The sequence below is a fragment of the Solwaraspora sp. WMMD1047 genome, from assembly GCF_029626155.1.
Classification (GTDB): Bacteria; Actinomycetota; Actinomycetes; order Mycobacteriales; family Micromonosporaceae; genus WMMD1047.
Genome location: NZ_JARUBL010000001.1, coordinates 4,655,503 through 4,674,077 on the forward strand (window position 1 = coordinate 4,655,503; position 18,575 = coordinate 4,674,077).

At 72.8% G+C, this 18,575-nt stretch carries 14 protein-coding genes; 7 read left to right on the plus strand and 7 right to left on the minus strand.

The genetic code is table 11. From position 1 onward, the window contains the following. Positions 1-41 precede the first annotated feature (41 nt). The 5 genes from O7627_RS21135 (at position 42) to O7627_RS21155 (ending at position 8,490) form a co-directional block, all read left to right on the plus strand. Entirely contained in the window at positions 42-2,015 is a 1,974-nt protein-coding gene (locus tag O7627_RS21135; protein WP_278095234.1) for an amylo-alpha-1,6-glucosidase, read from the plus strand. Between the two features lie 148 nt (positions 2,016-2,163). Beyond that, a complete protein-coding gene (locus tag O7627_RS21140) occupies positions 2,164-3,504 on the plus strand; it encodes a glycosyltransferase family 4 protein (protein ID WP_278095235.1) in 1,341 nt (446 codons plus the stop codon). A gap of 115 nt (positions 3,505-3,619) precedes the next feature. Beyond that, positions 3,620-5,125 carry a serine/threonine-protein kinase gene (locus O7627_RS21145; protein ID WP_278095236.1) on the plus strand — a complete coding sequence of 502 codons (1,506 nt, stop codon included), beginning with the start codon at positions 3,620-3,622 and terminating at the stop codon, positions 5,123-5,125. A 203-nt stretch (positions 5,126-5,328) separates the two neighbouring features. Further along, positions 5,329-6,138 (plus strand): metal-dependent hydrolase, encoded by an 810-nt coding sequence (locus O7627_RS21150; RefSeq protein ID WP_278095237.1) that lies wholly within the window; start codon positions 5,329-5,331, stop codon positions 6,136-6,138. A 129-nt stretch (positions 6,139-6,267) separates the two neighbouring features. Next, the gene (locus O7627_RS21155; protein ID WP_278095238.1) at positions 6,268-8,490 is read left to right on the plus strand and encodes an EAL domain-containing protein; all 2,223 of its coding nucleotides are present in this window, start codon (positions 6,268-6,270) and stop codon (positions 8,488-8,490) included. Between the two features lie 92 nt (positions 8,491-8,582). On the opposite strand, the gene O7627_RS21160 is transcribed toward O7627_RS21155, so the two are convergent. Next, positions 8,583-9,167, minus strand: coding sequence for a hypothetical protein (locus O7627_RS21160; RefSeq protein ID WP_278095239.1), 585 nt, complete (start codon positions 9,165-9,167; stop codon positions 8,583-8,585). A gap of 80 nt (positions 9,168-9,247) precedes the next feature. Here O7627_RS21160 and O7627_RS21165 point away from each other — a divergent pair, with 80 nt between their 5' ends. Together O7627_RS21165 and O7627_RS21170 are read left to right on the plus strand one after the other, a co-directional pair. After that, positions 9,248-9,865 carry a helix-turn-helix domain-containing protein gene (locus O7627_RS21165; protein WP_278095240.1) on the plus strand — a complete coding sequence of 206 codons (618 nt, stop codon included), beginning with the start codon at positions 9,248-9,250 and terminating at the stop codon, positions 9,863-9,865. After that, positions 9,862-11,277, plus strand: a complete 1,416-nt coding sequence (locus O7627_RS21170; RefSeq protein ID WP_278095241.1) for an MFS transporter — start codon at positions 9,862-9,864, stop codon at positions 11,275-11,277. Before O7627_RS21165 ends, O7627_RS21170 begins: the two co-directional genes overlap by 4 nt. Here O7627_RS21170 and O7627_RS21175 read toward each other — a convergent pair. The 6 genes from O7627_RS21175 to O7627_RS21200 form a co-directional block, all read right to left on the minus strand. Then, positions 11,246-11,839: an NTP transferase domain-containing protein gene (locus O7627_RS21175; RefSeq protein WP_278098359.1), complete on the minus strand. Its 594-nt coding sequence runs from the start codon at positions 11,837-11,839 to the stop codon at positions 11,246-11,248. The two genes, O7627_RS21170 and O7627_RS21175, sit on opposite strands and share 32 nt — an antisense overlap. 228 nt (positions 11,840-12,067) lie before the next feature. Beyond that, positions 12,068-13,840, minus strand: coding sequence for a bifunctional 3'-5' exonuclease/DNA polymerase (locus tag O7627_RS21180; protein ID WP_347404715.1), 1,773 nt, complete (start codon positions 13,838-13,840; stop codon positions 12,068-12,070). Positions 13,841-13,972: 132 nt separating this feature from the next. Continuing rightward, positions 13,973-14,788 (minus strand): carbohydrate ABC transporter permease, encoded by an 816-nt coding sequence (locus O7627_RS21185; protein WP_278098360.1) that lies wholly within the window; start codon positions 14,786-14,788, stop codon positions 13,973-13,975. A 122-nt stretch (positions 14,789-14,910) separates the two neighbouring features. After that, a complete protein-coding gene (locus O7627_RS21190) occupies positions 14,911-15,819 on the minus strand; it encodes a sugar ABC transporter permease (protein WP_278095243.1) in 909 nt (302 codons plus the stop codon). 16 nt (positions 15,820-15,835) lie between these two features. Continuing rightward, entirely contained in the window at positions 15,836-17,341 is a 1,506-nt protein-coding gene (gene ngcE, locus O7627_RS21195) for an N-acetylglucosamine/diacetylchitobiose ABC transporter substrate-binding protein (protein ID WP_278095244.1), read from the minus strand. Between the two features lie 147 nt (positions 17,342-17,488). Further along, positions 17,489-18,454: a MurR/RpiR family transcriptional regulator gene (locus O7627_RS21200; protein WP_278095245.1), complete on the minus strand. Its 966-nt coding sequence runs from the start codon at positions 18,452-18,454 to the stop codon at positions 17,489-17,491. Between the last annotated feature and the right edge of the window lie 121 nt (positions 18,455-18,575).

Genomic DNA, 18,575 nt, shown 5'->3' on the forward strand with positions numbered 1-18,575 from the left:
CGTGTTACAGGCAGCCTCACCGGGCGCCGATTGGAGGAACGTTGCTCGAAATCAGCTTCGGCCCGCAGTTCTGCGGTCACCTGGAGTCGGCGGCATCCCGGGAGTGGCTGGTCCCGGACGGGCTGGGCGGATACGCGATGGGCACGGTCGCCGGCCTGCGGACCCGCCGGTACCACGGGCTGCTGGTGGTCGCCGACCAGATCCCGGCGGCCCGGCGGCTGGGCCTGGCCAGCCTCGACCCGGCGGTGCACCTGCCGTCCGGGGCGCGGGTCCGGCTCGGCGCCCACCAGTGGCGCACCGGCGAGGTCGATCCCGCCGGGTACGAGCTGCTGGAGCGCTTCGACCTGGTCGACGGGGTGCCGCGCTGGCGCTGGCGGATCGGCGACCTGGTGATCGAGCGGGAGCTGGCGATGACGCACGGGCGGCCGGGCGTGGCGGTGCTGCACCGGCTGGTCGCGGGCGGGCCGGCCCGGCTGACCCTGGCCGCCGCCTGCACCTGGCGGGACGCGCACGGCGAGCGGCGCGCGGACGGGCCGGCGCCCCGGGTGGAACCGACCGCCGACGGCGCGGTGATCGAGGGGGCGTACCGGCTGGCCGGACCGGGCTGGGTCGGCGAGGGGCACTGGTGGCACGGGGTGCACCACCGGGCGGAGGCGGCCCGCGGGTTGGCCCCCGAGGAGGACCTCTGGTACGCCGGTGGCTTCGCCGGTGAGCTGGCCCGGCCGGGCGACACGGTGGCGGTGCTCGCCTGGGCCGGCGACGCGGCCGGGCTGGCCGAGCCGCCGCCGCCGGCGGCCGAGGTGATCGAGGCGGCCCGGCGGCGCAACCGTCGGGTGGTGGCCGCCGCCCGGCCGCGCGACGCGGTGGACGCGACGCTGGCGCTGGCCGCCGACGCGTTCGTAGTGCGCACCGGCCCGCTCGGCGGCGGCACCGGCAGCGGCGGTGGGGGCGTCGACGTGGTGGCTGGCTACCCGTGGTTCGGGGCCTGGTCGCGGGACACCATGACCGCGTACGAGGGATTGTTCCTGCGCACCCACCGGCACGACGAGGGGCGGGACCTGCTGCGGGCGTACGCGGCGACGCTGTCGGAGGGGATGCTGGCCAACACCGCCGACACCGGCCGGGTGGAGTACAACACCGCTGACGCGACGCTCTGGTTCCTGCACGCGGTGTCCCGGCACGTCGAGGTCACCTCCGACACCGACCTCGCCGACGAGCTGCTGCCGGCCCTGCGCACGGTCGTGGACGGGCACCTGGCCGGCACCCGGTACGGCATCCACGCCGACCCGGCCGACGGGCTGCTCACCCAGGGCGCCACCGGCGAGGCGCTGACCTGGATGGACGCCCGGGTCTACGGGGTGCCGGTGACGCCGCGGGCCGGCAAGCCGGTGGAGGTCAACGCGCTCTGGGTGAACGGCCTGGCCGCGGTCGCGGAGTTGGCCGCCCTGGTCGGCGGCGACCCGGGCGCCGCACCGGCCGCCCACGGCCGGGCCGTCGAGTCGTTCCGGCGCCGGTTCCCGGCACCGGGCGGCCTGCTGCACGACGTGGTCGACGCGCCGGCCCCGGCGTACCCGCTCGGGGGTGCGCCGCTGCACGACGACGACCTGGTCCGCCCCAACCAGCTGCTGGCCTGGTCGTTGCCGCACGCCCCGCTGCGGCCGGACCCGGCCGCGCTGGGCCAGCTCGCGGCGGCGCTGCTGACCCCGCTCGGGCCGCGCAGCCTGGCCCCGGACTCCCCCGGCTACGCCGGCCGGCACCGGGGCGGGCCGGCGGAGCGGGACGGCGCCTACCACCAGGGCACCGTCTGGCCGTGGTTGATCGGCCCGTACGTCGACGCCGCCCGGCGGGCCGGCCTGCCGACCGGCGACCTGCTCGCCGGTCTGGAGGCGCACCTGACCGAGTACGGCCTCGGCTCGGTGAGCGAGACGGCCGACGGCGCGGCCCCGCACGGGGCCACCGGATGCCCCTTCCAGGCCTGGTCGGTGGCGGAACTTCTACGCGTCCGGCCGAGTTGATTGGTGCCCGTTACATACCTGCAACGGCCATGTCTTCCCTGGTTATCCAGCTACCGGCAGGATGGGCCACAACCCAACGACGTACCGGCACCCGCACCTCGCGGTGCCTGCCGCTGCGTGCCATGCGACAACTAAAGGGGGCCGGGCATTGTCACCTGACGCCGAGGTATTCGACATCCAGCAGGCCCGCCGGCAGCGGGTGCTGATGCTCTCCTGGGAGTACCCGCCGGTCCTCGTCGGCGGACTCGGCCGACACGTCCACGCCCTTGCCACCAGCCTCGCCACCGCCGGCCACGACGTCACCGTCATCACCCGCCACGCCGACGGCGCCCCCCTGGAGGAATACACCGACGGCGTCCGCGTCATCCGCGCCCCCGAAGACCCCGTCGGATTCGCCCTGGCCACCCCCACCCTGCTCGCCTGGACCATGGCCTTCAACCACACCCTCACCCGCGCCGCCCTCCGCGCCGCCGACACCAGCGGCGGGTACGACATCATCCACGCCCACGACTGGCTCGTCGCCCACACCGCCGTCACCCTCAAAGAACACCTCAACCTCCCCCTGATCACCACCATCCACGCCACCGAAGCCGGCCGACACCAGGGCTGGCTCCCCGACGACCTCAACAAGACCATCCACTCCGTCGAACACTGGCTCAGCCACGAATCCACCCGCCTCATCGTCTGCTCCGAATACATGCGCCAACAGGTCGGACACCTCTTCGACGTCTCGCCGGAGCGGGTGGACGTGGTCCCCAACGGGGTGGACGACCGGGCCTGGCACGCCCGGCCCCGGGCGGTCGCCTCGGCCCGCAAGCGGTTCGCCGGCGACGGCCCGCTGATCGGCTACGCCGGCCGGCTGGTCTACGAGAAGGGCGTCCAGCACCTGATGCACGCGGTGCCGCAGCTGCGCGACCGGCACCCGGGGCTGCGGGTGGTGATCGCCGGCGACGGGCCGTACCGGGCGGAGCTGCAGGAGGAGGCGCGCCGGCTCAAGCTGGAACGCACCGTCCGGTTCGCCGGCTTCATGACGGCCAGCCAGCTGCCGGCGGTGCTCGGCGCCACCGACGCGACGGTGGTGCCCAGCCTCTACGAACCGTTCGGCATGGTCGCCCTGGAGGCGGCCGCCGCCGGCGCCCCGCTCGCGGTCGCCGCCACCGGCGGCCTGGCCGAGATCGTCGAACCCGGCGTCACCGGGGTCACCTTCCCGCACAGCAACCCGGACGCGCTGGCCGGGGCGGTCGGCTCGCTGCTGGCCGACGAGGTCTTCGCGCGCCGGGTGGCCCGCCGGGCGCGCAGCATGGTCAGCGAGCGTTACGGCTGGACCACCATCGCCGGGCGGACGGCGGCCGGCTACGCGGCGGCCGTCCGGGACTCGGCGGGGGTGCGCCGGGCCGGCCCGCCGGTCGGCAACCCCGTCGGCGCCCGCGGCCGCAGGATCGTCGTACCCGAGGGGAACCTGTTCGCCCTCGACGGGGCCGCCTGCTGATCGGCGCGCAGGGCCGCGACCAGCGGTTATCGGATACAACACCACGCACGGAGGATGCAGAATCCGGAATCCGCTGGCTATCGTGTACAGCGGGTGACGGAGGAGGATCCTGCCGGTGCAACAGCAACTGGTCGCGGGCCGCTACCGGCTGTTGCGGACGGTCGGCAGCGGTGGGATGGGCCGGGTCTGGCTCGCCCGGGACGAGATGCTGCGCCGCGACGTCGCCATCAAGGAGGTCGTCCCGCCCGACTGGATGACCGAGCAGGAACGCGACGACCTGCGGATCTCCACCCTGCGCGAGGCACGCAGCGCGGCCCGGCTCAACCATCCGCACGTGGTGCAGATCTACGACGTGGTGCACGCCGGCCCGACCCCGTGGATCGTCATGGAGTACGTCCGGTCCCGGTCGGTGCAGGAGATCATCGCGTCGGACGGTCCGTTCCCGCCGGAGCGCACCGCCGAGATCGGGTTGGCCGTGCTCGCCGCGCTGCGCGCCGCGCACAGCGCCGGGGTGCTGCACCGCGACGTCAAGCCGCACAACGTGCTGATCGCCGACGACGGCCGGGTGGTGCTCACCGACTTCGGGCTGGCCACGGTCGACGGCGGCGACGGGGCGATGACCCGGGCCGGGGTGGTGCTCGGGTCGCCGCAGTACGTCGCACCGGAGCGGGCCGCCGAGGGCGCCTCGACCGTGGAGGCCGACCTCTGGTCGCTGGGCGCCACCCTGTACGCGGCGGTGGAGGGGCGCTCGCCATACCACCGGCCGACCACCATGGCTACGTTGACCGCGCTCGCGGTCGCCCCGCCGGACCCGGCGCAGCGGGCCGGACCGCTGCGCCCGGTGCTGGCCGGGCTGCTGCGCCGGGACCCGGCCGCCCGGCTGACCGCGGTCGAGGCGGAACGGCTGCTGCGCCGGGTGGTGGAGCCGGCGCCGCCCGGCCGGCGGCACCGGCGCGCCTGGCGGCTGGTCGCCGCGGCGACGGCCGCCGCCGTGGTACTGGGGGCGGCCGGTGCCGGGCTGGTGGCCAACCAGCGGCGGCAGGGCGGGCCGGCGGCCGGGCCGACCCCGTCCGGGCAGGGCGGGATCGCCGCCGCGCCGGCCTTCCCGTGCACCCGCGCGCCCGCCGACACGGCCGAGGTGACGCCGACCGCCGTCCCGCCGGACGAACCGTACGGCCTGGTCCGGGGTTGGACCTGGCACGTTGATCCGGCCGGCTTCCGGATCGCCGCGCCGGTCGGTTGGCGCCACTACACCGACGGCGGGGCGGTCTGCTTCCGGGAGCCGGGCGGCGGTCGGGTGCTGGCCGTCGACCCGGGCACGCCGCCCGCGCCGGACCCGGTCGGTTACCTGCGCGCCGAGGAGGCCCGGCTGACCGACGGCGGCGCACTACCGGGGTACGAGCAGGTGAGCATCGCGCCGCTGGAGATGTACCAGGGCGGCGCCGAATGGGAGTGCGGCTGGACCAACCCGGCCGGCCAGCGGGTGCGTACCTGGCGGATGGTGGTGAACACCTCGGCGCGGCAGGCGTACACCGTCTCCTGGTTGACCCCGGAGTTCGACTGGCAGGTCAACCGGGCCTACCTGCCGATGATCCGGCAGAGCTTCCGCCCGGCGCTCTGAGCGCCGGCTGGCCGGCGGGTGCCACCGCCGGCCGACGCGCCGGGGACGACACGCGGGCGGCGGCGCGTCCGCCGAGGTCCCGCCCTCGTTAGATCCACTGTGGAGGCATGGTGATTGATCATGCTCGGGTGCTCTGCGATGGTGTCACCGGCCGCGCGGAGGTGGACACCGCGCGGCATCTTCCTGGGGAGAGGACATCGCCGATGATGGGGCCGTCGCACGCGCTCTCCGGTGCCGCGGTGTGGCTGGCGGGGTCCTGGGCGCTGGACCACTTCGCCGACTACGAGCAGTCGCCGCTGGCGATCGCGGTCGGCACCGCCGTCTGCGCCGGCGGCGCGCTCTTCCCCGACCTCGACCTCTCCGGCCGGGTGACCCGCAACCGGGGCGGCGCCACCGTGGCCCGGACCTTCGGCGTGTTCTCGCTCTTCATCGCCGAGGTGATCGAGAAGGTCTCGCTCGGGGTCTACCACGCCACCAAGACCGGCCGGGACCCGAACCGCACCAACGGGCACCGCACCCTGACCCACACCATCCCGTTCACCGTGCTGGTCGGCTGGGGCACCACCGCGCTCTGCGCCGCGTACGGGAAATGGGCCGTGATCGGCATCCTCTTCTTCATGATCGGCCTGGCCCTGCGCGGACTCTTCGACGAGTGGGCCAAACGGGCCGGCTGGGTGATCGTCACCCTGGTCTCCGCGGGCGCCGCCTACTTCACCTTCCTCACCCTGCCCGGCGACCGGGGATATCCGATGCTCGGCCTGGCGGTCGGGGTCGGCTCCTTCGTGCACATCCTCGGGGACATGATCACCCGAAACGGCGTACCGCTGCTCTGGCCGATCCCGATCAGGCGCCGGATGTGGACGATGATCAGCGTTCCGGACGCGATCGCGATCAAGGCCGGCGGCACCGCGGAGATCGTCGTACTGCGGGGGATCTTCACCGTGGTCTCACTGCTCGCGGCCGCCGGGCTGCTGGCCCCCTCGGTACTGCGCAGGTTCAACATCGAGGTGTGACAGACAGTCCAAACCAGACCTTTGGTACGCGACGCCGGCTGCCCGGTGTGGACGGACCCCGTAGGCTGACGACATGACCGGTGGGCACGGTAGGCGATCCCGGGCGCGGGTGAGCGTCCTGGAGTGCCGGTGACGGATCCGGCCCGACCGGCGGACACCTGGCCCAACCGCTGGTCCGACGCGCTGCGCTCCTGGGCGAAGGTCGCCGGCGACCAACCGCTGCTGCCGGTGGTGCGTCGGGCCTTTCTGGCCTTTCTGCTGGTCTGCCTCGCCATCATCGGGCCGCAGTGGTTGATCTCGCCGGTGGTGGCCCGGGACCGGTCCTGGCCGGTGCTGCTCGCGGTCGCCCTGCTGATGGTGCTCGCCGTCCGGCTCTACCGGCGCGGCGAGCCGACCCTCGTCGGTGACCTGCTCACCGCCCTCGGCGTCGGGCTGGTCATCTGGGCGGTCGGCGCGCTGCCGGCCGGTGGCGTGCTCTTCGTCGGCACCTCCTTCCGGGCGCTCTACGGCCGGCTGCCCGGCGCCCTGGTGTCGGTCGCGTTGACCCTGACCGCGATGACCACCGGCGTACTGGCCGCCGGCGGGTCGCTGGCCGAGGTGAAGCTGGGCCAGTACGGCCCCGGGCTGCTGCTCTCCTCGCTGGCGCTGCGGCTGGTCCTGGTCGCCGTGCGGCGCTACGAGAGCGGCACCGCGGCCCGCTTCGAGGCGGTGGTCCGGTCGTCCCGCGACGTGATCGTCATCACCGACGCCGACACGGTGGCCAGCTACGTCAGTCCGGCGATCGCCGACGTCTTCCAGCTCCACGACGGGTTGCCCGACAACCGGCTGCTGGCCTGGATCGCCGAGGACGACCGACCGGCGGTCCGCGGCTGGCTCGCCGGGCTGCTGGCCGAGCCCGGTGCGGCGGCCACCATCCAGTGCCGGGTCCCGGTGCCCGGCAGCGGCCGGCTGACCACCGTGGAGATCAGCGCGCAGAACCTGACGGCCGACCCCAACGTACGCGGGCTGCTGTTCGCCCTGCGGGACGTCACCGAGCGGGTGCTGCTGATCGAGCGGCTCCGCCATCAGGCGTACCACGACCCGCTCACCGGCCTGGCCAACCGGGCGCTGCTGCGCGAACGGCTGGCGGACGCCCTCGCCACCACCACCGACGTCGCGCTGCTCCTCGTCGACCTCGACGCCTTCAAGGTCGTCAACGACGCCCTCGGACACCTGGCCGGCGACGACCTGCTGATCCGGGTCGCCATCCTGATCCGGCGCCGGCTGGCACCGGAGGATCTGCTGGCCAGCCTCGGCGGCGACGAGTTCGCGGTGCTGCTGGTGAAGAACCGGGCCGGGGTACGCACGGCGGAGCGCACCGCCGACGAGCTGCTCGCCGTCTTCGAGCGCCCGATCGAGGTCGCCGGGAACCTGCGGGTCGTCTCGGCCCGGGTCGGCATCGCGGTCAGTGACGGCGACGCGGACGCCGACCGGCTGATGCGCGAGGCCGACATCGCGCTGCGGCTGGCCAAGAGCGCCGGCCGGGACCGGCGGCTGCTGTACCGCAGCGAGCTGCACCAGCCCGCCGTCGACCGGCTGCGGCTGCAGGTCGATTCCCAGGACGCGCTGGACCGGCGCGAGTTCCTCCTCGCCTACCAGCCCATCCACGAGCTGGTCGGCGGCACCGTACGCGGGGTGGAGGCGCTGGTGCGCTGGCGGCACCCGCACCGGGGGCTGATCGCCCCGGACCAGTTCATCCCGATGGCCGAGGGCAGCGGGCTGATCGTCCCGCTGGGCCGTTGGGTGCTGGCGCAGGCCTGCCTACAGGGGGCGATCTGGCAGCGACTCATCGGGCAACCGCTGCAGATCAACGTCAACGTCAGCATCCGCCAGTTCGTCCTGGGCGACATTGTCGCCGACGTCCGGGCCGCGCTGGACGGCTCCGGCCTGCCGCCCGGCACCCTGACCCTGGAGATCACCGAGAGTGCGCTCGCCAGCGAGCACGACGCGATCGGCGCCCAGCTGGCCCGGCTGCGGGAGTGGGGCGTGCGGATCGCCCTGGACGACTTCGGCACCGGGTTCAGCTCGCTCGGCCACCTGCACCGCTACCCGATCGACGAGCTGAAGATCGACAAGCTCTTCGTGGACCGGTTGGACGGGGTCGACCCCACGACCCTGCCGGTGGTCGGGGCGATCATGGCGATGAGCCGGGGCCTGCGGTTGAGCACCGTCGCCGAGGGCATCGAGACCGCCGACCAGCGCGCCGAGCTGATCGCCCTGGGCTGCGACTTCGGCCAGGGCTACGCGCTCTCCCGCCCACTCGACGAGCCCCAACTGCGCACCCTCCTCCTCCGCGGCTCCACCGTCCCCTGACCGCCGCCCAAACCCCGACTCCCATGATCAGATGTTGAAAACGGTCGCTCAGCCCGCCGCTGGCAACCGTTCTCATCATTTGATCATGGGCACTAGAGCCGGTCGACGGCGTCTTTCGCCGCTCGGAGGGAGCTGCCGGTGCGGGAGCGCAGGAGCTTTATCGCCTCGATCGTCCGGCCCCGCTGCTTGAGGTGTCGAAGCTGTGCTTCGAGGTCCGGCTGGGCTGCGAGGTCCGGCTGGGCTGCGAGCTGGTCCGCCGCCGTCGGTGGACCCAGTCGCGCGGGCAGCTGACCGGACCGGTCCACCTCGTCCACCACGGCCTTCGCGTCGACCAACGACAGGCCGGTCCGCTCGCGCACCACCTTGACGGCGCTCACCACCCTGCCGGCCCGCATCAGCGCCTGCACCTCGGCCACGAGCGCGGCCCGCTCGGCCACCCCGTCGTCGCCCGGCTGGCCCGTGCCGTCGCCCAACCGTCCCGTGCCGTCGGGAGAGGTCGCCGGAGCTCCGGTCGGTCCGGCGCGCCGGGCCGGCGGGGAACCGATGCGCGGCGACCGGGTGGACAGGTCCGGCGGCACCAGATCGGATCCCCCACCGCGACGGCGGATCAGGATCACCGCCAGGGTTCCGGCCGCGATCAGCGCGATGGCGATGAGCAGGAGCAACGCGTCTGGCATGCGCCCACGCTACTCAGCACCCGGGTGCCATCCGGTCCCGGGGTTGCTAAAGGAGTCTTTATAAAGATAGCTTTAGAGTCATGGTGGCATCTGAGATCAGGCTGACCGATCCGCGCGCCCTGCGCGGCTACGCCCACCCGCTGCGGATGGCACTGGTCGGGCTGCTGCGGGTGCAGGGGCCGATGACGGCCACCCAGGCGGCCGAGCAGCTCGGCGAGAGCGTGCCGAGCTGCTCGTTCCACCTGCGGCAACTCGCCAAGTACGGGCTCGCCGAGCGGGTCGAGGGCGCCGACGCCCGGGAACGCCCCTGGCGAGCCACCGCGCGGGTCACCTCGTGGGACAGCGGCTCCGACGATCCGGCCGTCCAGGCCGCGACCGACCAGCTCAACACGACGATCCTCGACCACTACCTGCGTCGGGCACAGGCATATCTGGCCCGGCGCAGCGCGGAGCCGGCCCGGTGGCGCGACGTCACCGGATTCGGCGACTCGCTGGTCTACGTCACCCCGGACGAGCTGGCCACCCTACGGCGCCGGATCGACGAGTTGTTGGCCGAGTTCGACGATCGCGCGACCGACCCGGCGGCCCGGCCGGCGGACGCCCGCGGCATCGGCTTCATCCAGCTCGTCCTGCCGTACTCAAGCCCGACACACCAACCCGGCCCGACGCACCACGCCCAGGACCGACCGGACCGATGAACCAGATCGAGACCCCCGCCCCCACCGGCCCTCATAGCACCAACGGCGCCGACAACTCGGACGGGCCTGCCGGCTCCGATCACCCGCACGGCAATCTCGGCCCGGCTGGCGCCGATGGTCCGGTGGAGCCGCCGGGCGGCGGCTCGCGACTGCTGCCCAGGTTGCTGCGGCAGACGCCGTTCCGGCGCTACTGGTCGGCCCAGACCGTGTCGTTGTTCGGCGACCAGATCTCGCTGCTCGCGCTCCCGCTGCTCGCCGTGCTCGGCACCGGGGCCGGTCCCGCCGAGATGGGTTACCTGACGGCCGCCGCGCTGATTCCCAATCTGCTCTTCTCGCTGGTCGCCGGGGCCTGGATCGACCGGTCCACCAGCCGGCGACGGATCATGGTCATCGCCGACCTCGGGCGGGCGGTGCTGCTGGCGGCGGTGCCGACCGTCTTCCTGCTCGGCGGCCTGGCCCTGGAGCACCTCTACCTGGTGGCGTTCCTGACCGGCACGCTCGCGGTGCTCTTCGAGGTGGCACACAGCACGCTGTTCGTGTCGCTGGTGCCGAGGCGGGACTACGTCGAGGCGAACGCCCTGCTCAACGGCAGCCGGGCGATGTCCTTCGTGGCCGGCCCCAGCGTCGGCGGTCTGCTGGTGCAGGTGGTCGGCGCGCCGTTCGCGTTGCTCGTGGACGGTCTGTCGTACCTGGTCTCGGCGGTCTTCCTGGCCCGGATCCGGCCGGTGGAGCCGCCGCCGGCCAGCGGCCGGGGGCTCGGTCTCGGGCAGGGGCTGCGGTTCATCTTCCGGTCCGGCATCCTGCGCGCGGCGCTGGTCGGCACCACCACGCTCAATCTCTTCAACTACATGTTCGCCGCACTGTTCGTGCTCTACGTGAGCACCGAGTTGGGGGTGTCGCCGGGCGTGCTCGGTGCCCTGATCGGGGCCGGCGCGTTCGGCGCGCTGCTCGGCGCGGCCGTGACCGGGCGGTTGGTCCGCGGCGCCGGGATCGGGCCGACCGTCCTGCTGAGCTTCCTGGCCTTCCCCGGACCGCTGCTGCTGGTGCCGCTCGCGGGTGGACCGACGCCGGTGGTGCTGGCCATGCTGTTCGCGGCGGAGTTCCTCTCCGGCCTCGGGGTGATGATGCTCGACATCACGGTGGGCTCGCTGCAGACGGCCGTCATCCCGGACGCGCTGCGGGCCCGGGTGGCCGGCGCCCAACGCACGATCAACTACGGCATCCGGCCGATCGGCGCGCTGATCGGCGGCGGGCTCGGGGCGGCCCTCGGCGTCCGGCCGACGCTCTGGATCGCCACCGTCGGCGCGCTCGCCGGCGTTCTCTGGGTCCTGCCCTCGCCGATCCGCCGACTCCGCGACCTGCCCCCACAGGAGTCGGCCGTCAGACCGCCACCCGCTGGGCCGGGACGGTGAGCCCGAACAACTCCATGAGTTCCGGGGTGTCCACCCGGCGGCCGTCGGCGACCCCGTCGCAGGCGATGTCGACGATCTCGTTCTTGTGCGCCATCAGGTACGGCCGGGCGCCCACGTCGGCGTTCGCGAGCGTCGCGATTCCCGCCCAGTGCCGGCGCCCGAACAACATCGGGTACGCCCGCAGCCCGTCATAGGTGGCGCAGACCAGCGCGTCCGAGAACGGCAGGGCGGTCACCCGGCGGATCGCCGCCACCGTCAGCCCGGGCATGTCCACCGGCACCACCACCACCGCCTCGGTCTGCGGGTCGGTCAGCGCGTCGAGCCCCTTGCGCATCGACGAGCCGATGCCGGTCCCCCAGGCCCGGTTGACCACGACCGTGGCCGTCGAGAGGTCGGTTGCCTCCTGAACCTCGTCGGCCGCCGCTCCGAGCACCACGACCACCGGACCGCACCCCGCTTCCCGGAGGGTGTCGAGCACCTGGTTCACCAGGGGGCGGTCGCCCTGGCGCAACAGCGCCTCGGGGCCGCCGATCCGGCGGCCACCGCCCGCTGCAATGATCATTCCCGCGATCCGGCTCAGCTCCGTCACCCTCTCCCCGACCGGCGTCGACCCCGTCGCACGCACTACGGACCCAACGACGCGGCCGACGATCAGGTATCGGGCTAAAGCCACCAATCCGGCGAATCGCCCCACCCGGCTGCCGGGGACCAATCCCAAGCGGGATCAGTCACCGCCCGGGTCGCCCGGCCGTTGGGATCCCGGGGCGGGTCGGCGCGGACCGCCGCCGGATCACTTCGCGTCGGCGTAGCACTCGACCACGGAGACGTCGAGCGGGAACCGGACCGTGGTGTCGCCGAAGAGCAGCCGGCCGGCCTCCGCCGCGGCGGCGTGCACCGACTCGGCGACCGCGTCGGCCACCTCGGCCGGGCAGTGCACCAGCACCTCGTCGTGCTGGAAGAAGACCAGCTCGGCGGGGCCACCGGCCAACCGGCCCCGCAGGCCCGCCAGCAACGTCAACGCCCACTCCGCGGCGGTCGCCTGGATCACGAAGTTGCGGGTGAACCGCCCCCGGGCCCGGGCGGCGGCCCCACCCCGGGCACCGCCGTCCGGTCCGCCACCGGCGCGGTCGCCGAACTCGGACCCGAACCCGTCCCCGCCCCGGGCGGCGGACTCCGGACCGCCGGCGCCCCGGGCACCGAACTCGGACCCCGGGCCGGCCCCGCCGCCGCCCGCATCGGCCGCGACCACCGCGTCGAACCCGGCCCCGTCCCCCACCGCCGCGCGGACGCTTATCGAGGACGGCGGGCAGGTGCGCCCGAGCCAGGACCGGACCAGACCGCCGGCCTCGCCGGTCCGGGCCGCCGCCTCCACGTAGTCGAACGCGGTCGGGTAGCTGCGCCGCAGCACCGCCAGCGCCGGCAGCGCCGCGCCGCCGGTCTGCCCGTACATCGCGCCGAGCAGGGCCAGCTTGGCCTTTGCCCGGTCGCCGCCGAAGGAGTCCCGGGCCAGCGCGGTGTAGAGGTCCCCGGCGCCGCCGGCCGCCGCCAGCCGCGGGTCGCCGGAGACGGCGGCCAGCACCCTCGGCTCCAACTGGCCCGCGTCGGCCACCACGAGTCGCCAGCCCGGGTCGGCCCGCACCGCCCGACGGACCACCTTCGGGATCTGCAGCGCCCCGCCGCCCCGGGTGGCCCACCGGCCGGAGACCACCCCGGCCGGCACGAACTCCGGCCGGAACCGGCCGGCGTGCACCCACGCGTCCCGCCACGCCCAGCCGTGCGCGGTCCAGATCCGGTACAGCTCCTTGAACTGCAGCAGCAGCGGGACGGCCGGATGATCCACCTCGCGCAGCACCCAGGCCCGGGTGTTCGGCAGCCGGATGCCGGCCCGGTTGAACGCGCGCAGCACCTCGCCCGGCGACTCGGCGTGCAGGCCCGGCGTGCCCAACTCGGCGGCGATCCGGGCGGACAGCTCGGCCAGTCTGCGGGGCGGGCCGCCGACCGGCGACGGCTCGCCGAGCAGGTCGAGCAGGAGCGCGTCGTGCACGTCGGCCCGCCAGGGCAGGCCGGCGACGCCCAGCTCGGCGGCGATCAGCGCGCCGGCCGATTCGGCGGCCACCAGCAGCCGGAACCGGCCGGGGTGCTCGGTGGCCGCGATGCGGGCGAGCTGGTCGGCGTACACCCGGGTCAGGGTCTGCGGGCCGACCGGCGGCGGACCCGCCGCCAGCTCGAACAGCGCGCCCTGGCTGGTGCCCGGCGGGGCGGCCGGGCGGGGCGGGGGGTCGGGCGGGACCGGGGTGCCGGTCAGCCGGGCGTACGCGGCGGCGGCCGAGCGCGGCTCGCCCCACCGGCCGGCGTGGCCGAGCAGCAGCGCCTCGGTCAGCTCAAGGTCGTGGCAGCGGGCAACCCGGACGCCGGCCCGCAGCAGCGCCGGATAGCTGCCGGCGGTGGCCGGCCAGACCCAGCGGGGCCGGTCGGCGGCCTCCCGCTCGGCAACCGCGGCGGCCAGGTCGGCGACCCGCCGCACCGGGCCGGCCGGCACCCCGTCCGGCCCCAGCGGCACCAGCCACCCGGACCCGTCGGCCTCCGCCTCGACCAGCACCTGCACCCACCGAATTCTGCCGGCCGGGTACGACAACCAGGGGCACCAGATCCTGGCAGCCGATGGCCCCCGGGGGGCCGAAAACTACCAAGATCCCTACTTGACCGCGCCGGCGGTCAGGCCGGACTGGATCTGGCGTTGGAAGATGGCGTAGACGACGATCATGGGCAGGATGGCGATGGTGAGGGCGGCGAAGAGGCCGGACCAGTCGGCCTCGTAGCCGGCGTTGACCGAGATGTCCGCGATGCCCTGGGTGAGCACCCACTTCTCCTTGGCGTTCGAGAGCAGCACGAGCGGCAACTGGTACTGCGCCCACTGCCCGATGATGTTGAAGATGCCGACGCTGATCAGGCCCGGCTTCGCCATCGGCAGCATCACCTGGAAGAAGAGCCGGGTGTGCGAACAGCCGTCGATCATGCCCGCCTCGGCCACCGAGGTCGGCAGCGTCTTGAAGAACGCCGACAGGAAGAAGACCGTGAACGGCAGCGAGTACGCGATGTAGACGAGCACCAGCCCGGTGTGGGTGTCGAGCAGACCCAGGTTGCGCACCACGAAGAAGAGCGGCACCAGGGCGAGGAACACCGGGAACGCCAGCCCGGAGACGAACAGGAAGTAGATGAACCGGTTGCCGACGAACTTGTACCGGGCCAGCACGTAGGCGGCCATCGAGCCGAGCAGCATGGTGCCGAAGGTGCTGCAGGCCACCACGATCACGCTGTTGAGGAAGTAGCGCCCGACGTTCGCGGTGTTCCAGGCCCGGACGTAGTTCTCCCAGCGCAGCTCGGCCGGCAGCGTCCACGGGCTGCTGAAGATCTCGGTGGTGTTCTTGAACGAGGCGAGGAAGGTCCAGAGGATCGGGGCGATGACGATCACCGCCCAGACCACCAGCGCCACGTGACCGAGGCTGGACATCAACCGCACCTCGGATTTGCGGCCCTTGCCGCGGGGTCGGCCGTCGGCCCCACCCGGAGGAGGGCTGGTCGGCCGGTCGGTGCCGGGCCGGGCGGTGTTCGTCGTCGTCATCGGTGACCCCATCAGTATTCGACGCTTTCCCGCTTGGACACCCGCAGCGTCAGCGCCGCGAAGGTGATGGTGAGGAAGAAGAGCGCGACCCCCATCGCCGAGGCGTAGCCGTACCGGGAGTACTCGAAGGCGTTGCGGTAGATCTCCATCGCCAGCACGGTGGTCGCCCCGTCCGGGCCGCCCCGGTCCACCGAGAGCACCGCGACGATGGCGAACGCGTCGAACGCGGCGATGCCCAGGTAGACCCAGGCGACCTGGAGGGTGTCCCAGAGCAGCGGCAGGGTGACCCGGAAGAAGAGCGTGATCCGGGTCGCGCCGTCCATCTCGGCGGCCTCGTAGATCTCCCCCGGGATCGACGCCATCCCGGCGGAGAAGAGCACCACGTAGAAGCCGACCGCCTGCCAGACCAGCACCGCCAGGATCGACCAGAGCGCCAGGTTCGGCCGGACCAGGAACAGGATCGGATCGAAACCCAACTTCATCAGTACGCCGTTGATGAGGCCGGATTCGTTGGGCCGGTACACGGTCTGGAACAGCACCGCGATGATCGCCACGGCGAGGACCTGGGGGAAGAAGAACACCACCCGGTAGAACTTCGACCCCCAGACCCCCCGCCGTACGCCGCCGCTGCTCTTGCCGCCCACGTTGAGCAGGAAGGCGAAGAACAACGCGATCGCGATCGTGATCAGCGGCAGGGCAAGCAGCAGTACTCCGTGATGCTGGATCGCCTTCCAGAACTTGTCGTCGTCGAACAACCGCTGATAGTTGTCGAAGCCGATCCACTGCGGGGCGGAGAGCCCACGCCAGTCGGTCATCGAGATCTGGAACGCCTGGGCGTACGGGGCGATCACGAAGACCACGTACAGCGCCACCGGGGCGGCCAGAAAACCGATGACGAACGGATACTTGCCGTGCCGCATGACCTTCAGGCTCCGATCAGCGCTGGAACTTGATGACGGAATCGTCCTTCTTGATGGCGTCAGCCCGCTGCTGGATCCGCTCCACGAACGCGTTCGCGTCGATCCGGCCGAACATCAGCTCGTTGGTGGCGGTGCGGGCCTCGTTGTCCAGCTCCTTGTACCAGCCGTCGAAGAAGATGTTGAAGACGTTCTCCCCGGCGGCGGCGAGCGCGGCCTGCGAGCTGGCCACCCCGGGCGGGAAGGCGTACCCGGCCGAGCCGGCGGTGACCACCGTCGGTGCCTTGACCACCTCGGTGAAGCCCTTGGCCCCGGCGACCGAGAGCATCTGGCGCATGTACTCCATGCCGCCGCGCGGGTTCTTGCTCTTGGCCGAGACGAAGTAGCCCTCACCGGCGGTGGCCCGCACCGCGGTGGCCGGCAGCGCGTCCGAGCCGGACAGGCTCGGCACCGGCATGAGCTGGTATTCGAAGCCCTCCGGGGTGTCCTTGGCCTGCTCTCCCTCGATCCAGTCGCCGCTGGGGTAGAAGCCGACCTTGTACTGGTTCTGCTGGAGCTGCACGTCGGTGTGCTTGAGCCCCTCGAAGCTCTTGTCCATGTACTTGGCGCCGACCTCGGCCCACGCCTCGGCGGCCTGCTTGACGGCGTCGACCTGCCAGGCGCCGTCCTCCAGGTTGTCGATGTTCTTCAGCACGTCCTTACCGCCGATCTTGGCGGCGTGGGTGAGGATGACGTTCCACTGGTAGTAGGCCGCGTTCGCGCCGGCGTAGGCGTACGGGGTGATGCCGCTGGCCTTCATCTGGTCGAGCAGGGCGGTGAAGTCGGTCCAGGTGGTGACCGGCGCCCAGCCCTTCTCCTTGAACAGCTTGCCGGAGTACCAGAGGCCGAAGACGGTGGAGACGTAGTAGAGCACGTACGGCTTGCCGTTGAACGAGCCGACGTCGACGGTGCCGGGCACCACGGTGTCGCGGACCTTCTTGCTCGGGTCGTCGACCGACGGGGCGTCCCAGAGCTCCGTCAGGTCCTGGAGCTGGCCGTCGCCGACCAGGGCGCCGAAGTCCATCAGCTTCTCGCCCGAGTTGTTCACGAACTCCGGCGGGTCACCGGCGGCGAACCGGGGCTGCAGGATGGTGCCGATGGCCTGGGTGGACTGGTGCTTGATCTCGGCGTCCGGGAACTTGGACTTGTAGAGCGGCTGGTGCACGTCGGTGGCGTACTTCTCGCCGTAGCCGCCGTTGAAGATGACCACCTCGAGCGGGGCGTCCGCGGCCACGCCGAGCGGGTTCTCGGCGGTCTTCTCGCCGGCGGCCTGGTCGGTGTCACCGCCGTCGTCGCCGCTTGTCGCGCAGGCGCCGAGCAGTCCGACGGCGGGGGTGGCCAGGAATCCGACGGCGGCGGCCCGCCGCAGCACGGTCCGCCGGCTGGTCAGGCCGGCGAGCGCGCCGGGCTCGGCGGACCCGGTCGGGCGGGAGTCGAGGGCCGACGAGTCGGCCCGGTCGGACGGGCGGTCGGAGGTTGCGGACATCTGCGTCTCCTCGATGGGAATCGGATCAGTCGGTGAATCCGGTCAGGCAGCGAATGGGTTTCAGTGGGTGCGTGCCCCGGCGGCCCGGGGCACCCGGAGAGAGGTGGATAGGGGGCACCTCTCCCGCGACATGGTGCCGTCGCCCGGTCATGACCGCGCCTCCCGGGCGGCCTTGTGTCCGTCGACGGCCTTTGCGGTGCGCTGGAACGCCGAGTGCGCCCGGTCGTGGGTGCGCTGGGCGACCGCTATGTAGAGCAGATCGAGGACGACCATCTGCGGGTGCCGGGCCGACAGCGCGTCCGGGCGGAAGGTGGTCGCCTGGCTGGCGGTGAGCAGGACGACGTCGGCCAGTTCGGCCAGCGGCGAGCGGGGGAAGCCGGTCAGCGCCACGGTGGTGGCGCCATGGCTGCCCGCCTCGGCGAGGGTCTCGATGGTTTCCCGGGTCTGGCCGGTGTGTGAGATGCCGAGCGCGACGTCGCCGCCGCGCAGCAGAGCCGCGCTGGCCAGCCCTTCGTGTACGTCGTTCCAGGCCCAGGCGGCCACCCCGATGCGGTGCAGGCTGAACTGCATCTCGCCGCCGACGAGCGCGCTGCCGCTGGCGCCGAAGATGTTCACCCGGGCGGCGCCGGCGATGGCGTCGGCGGCCCGTTCGACCTCGTTCAGGTCGAGCAGGCTGGCGGTGTCCTGCATGGCGCGGGTGTCGGCGGCCATGATCTGGTCCAGCACCCGCTGTAGCGGGTCGGACGGTTGGATCTCGCGACCGATGTCGATGGTCCAGCCGGCGGAGCGGGCCCGCCCGGTCTCGGCGGCGATGCCGAGTCGCAGGTCGGCGTAGCCCTCGAAGCCCAGCGCCCGGCAGAATCGGGTGACCGTGGCCGGCGAGGTGCCGCTGCGTTCGGCGAGTTCGACGATCGTGGCGCGGGCGGCCGCAGCGGGGTCGGTGAGCACCTGCTCGGCGACCCGCTGCAGCGCCCCGGTGAACTCCGGCAGTTGGGTGCGGACCCGGACCAGCACGCTCTCCGGGTCGCCGAGCCCGTCGCGGGACCGGCGGTCGAACGGCTCAGCCTCGACCACCGCGGTGTACGCGCCGGTGTCCGCCTCGTGCTCGACCATTGGCCCGCCTTCGGGAAAGGAAGTTAACTGTTAGTGGTAAAAGTTCTTACTAAAGGGCGGTCCTTGTCAAGACGGTGGGTGAAGTTTTCAAACTGTTACCTGTCGCCGGCCGCTCCCCCGC

What these genes read in the sequence shown, in the direction of transcription:
- O7627_RS21150 (WP_278095237.1), top strand. Translation starts at nt 5,329, where the DNA reads ATGATGGGGCCGTCGCACGCGCTCTCCGGTGCCGCGGTGTGGCTGGCG.
- O7627_RS21160 (WP_278095239.1), bottom strand. Translation starts at nt 9,167, where the DNA reads ATGCCAGACGCGTTGCTCCTGCTCATCGCCATCGCGCTGATCGCGGCC.
- O7627_RS21165 (WP_278095240.1), top strand. Translation starts at nt 9,248, where the DNA reads ATGGTGGCATCTGAGATCAGGCTGACCGATCCGCGCGCCCTGCGCGGC.
- O7627_RS21170 (WP_278095241.1), top strand. Translation starts at nt 9,862, where the DNA reads ATGAACCAGATCGAGACCCCCGCCCCCACCGGCCCTCATAGCACCAAC.
- O7627_RS21175 (WP_278098359.1), bottom strand. Translation starts at nt 11,839, where the DNA reads ATGATCATTGCAGCGGGCGGTGGCCGCCGGATCGGCGGCCCCGAGGCG.
- O7627_RS21185 (WP_278098360.1), bottom strand. Translation starts at nt 14,788, where the DNA reads ATGTCCAGCCTCGGTCACGTGGCGCTGGTGGTCTGGGCGGTGATCGTC.
- O7627_RS21190 (WP_278095243.1), bottom strand. Translation starts at nt 15,819, where the DNA reads ATGCGGCACGGCAAGTATCCGTTCGTCATCGGTTTTCTGGCCGCCCCG.
- ngcE (WP_278095244.1), bottom strand. Translation starts at nt 17,341, where the DNA reads ATGTCCGCAACCTCCGACCGCCCGTCCGACCGGGCCGACTCGTCGGCC.
- O7627_RS21200 (WP_278095245.1), bottom strand. Translation starts at nt 18,454, where the DNA reads ATGGTCGAGCACGAGGCGGACACCGGCGCGTACACCGCGGTGGTCGAG.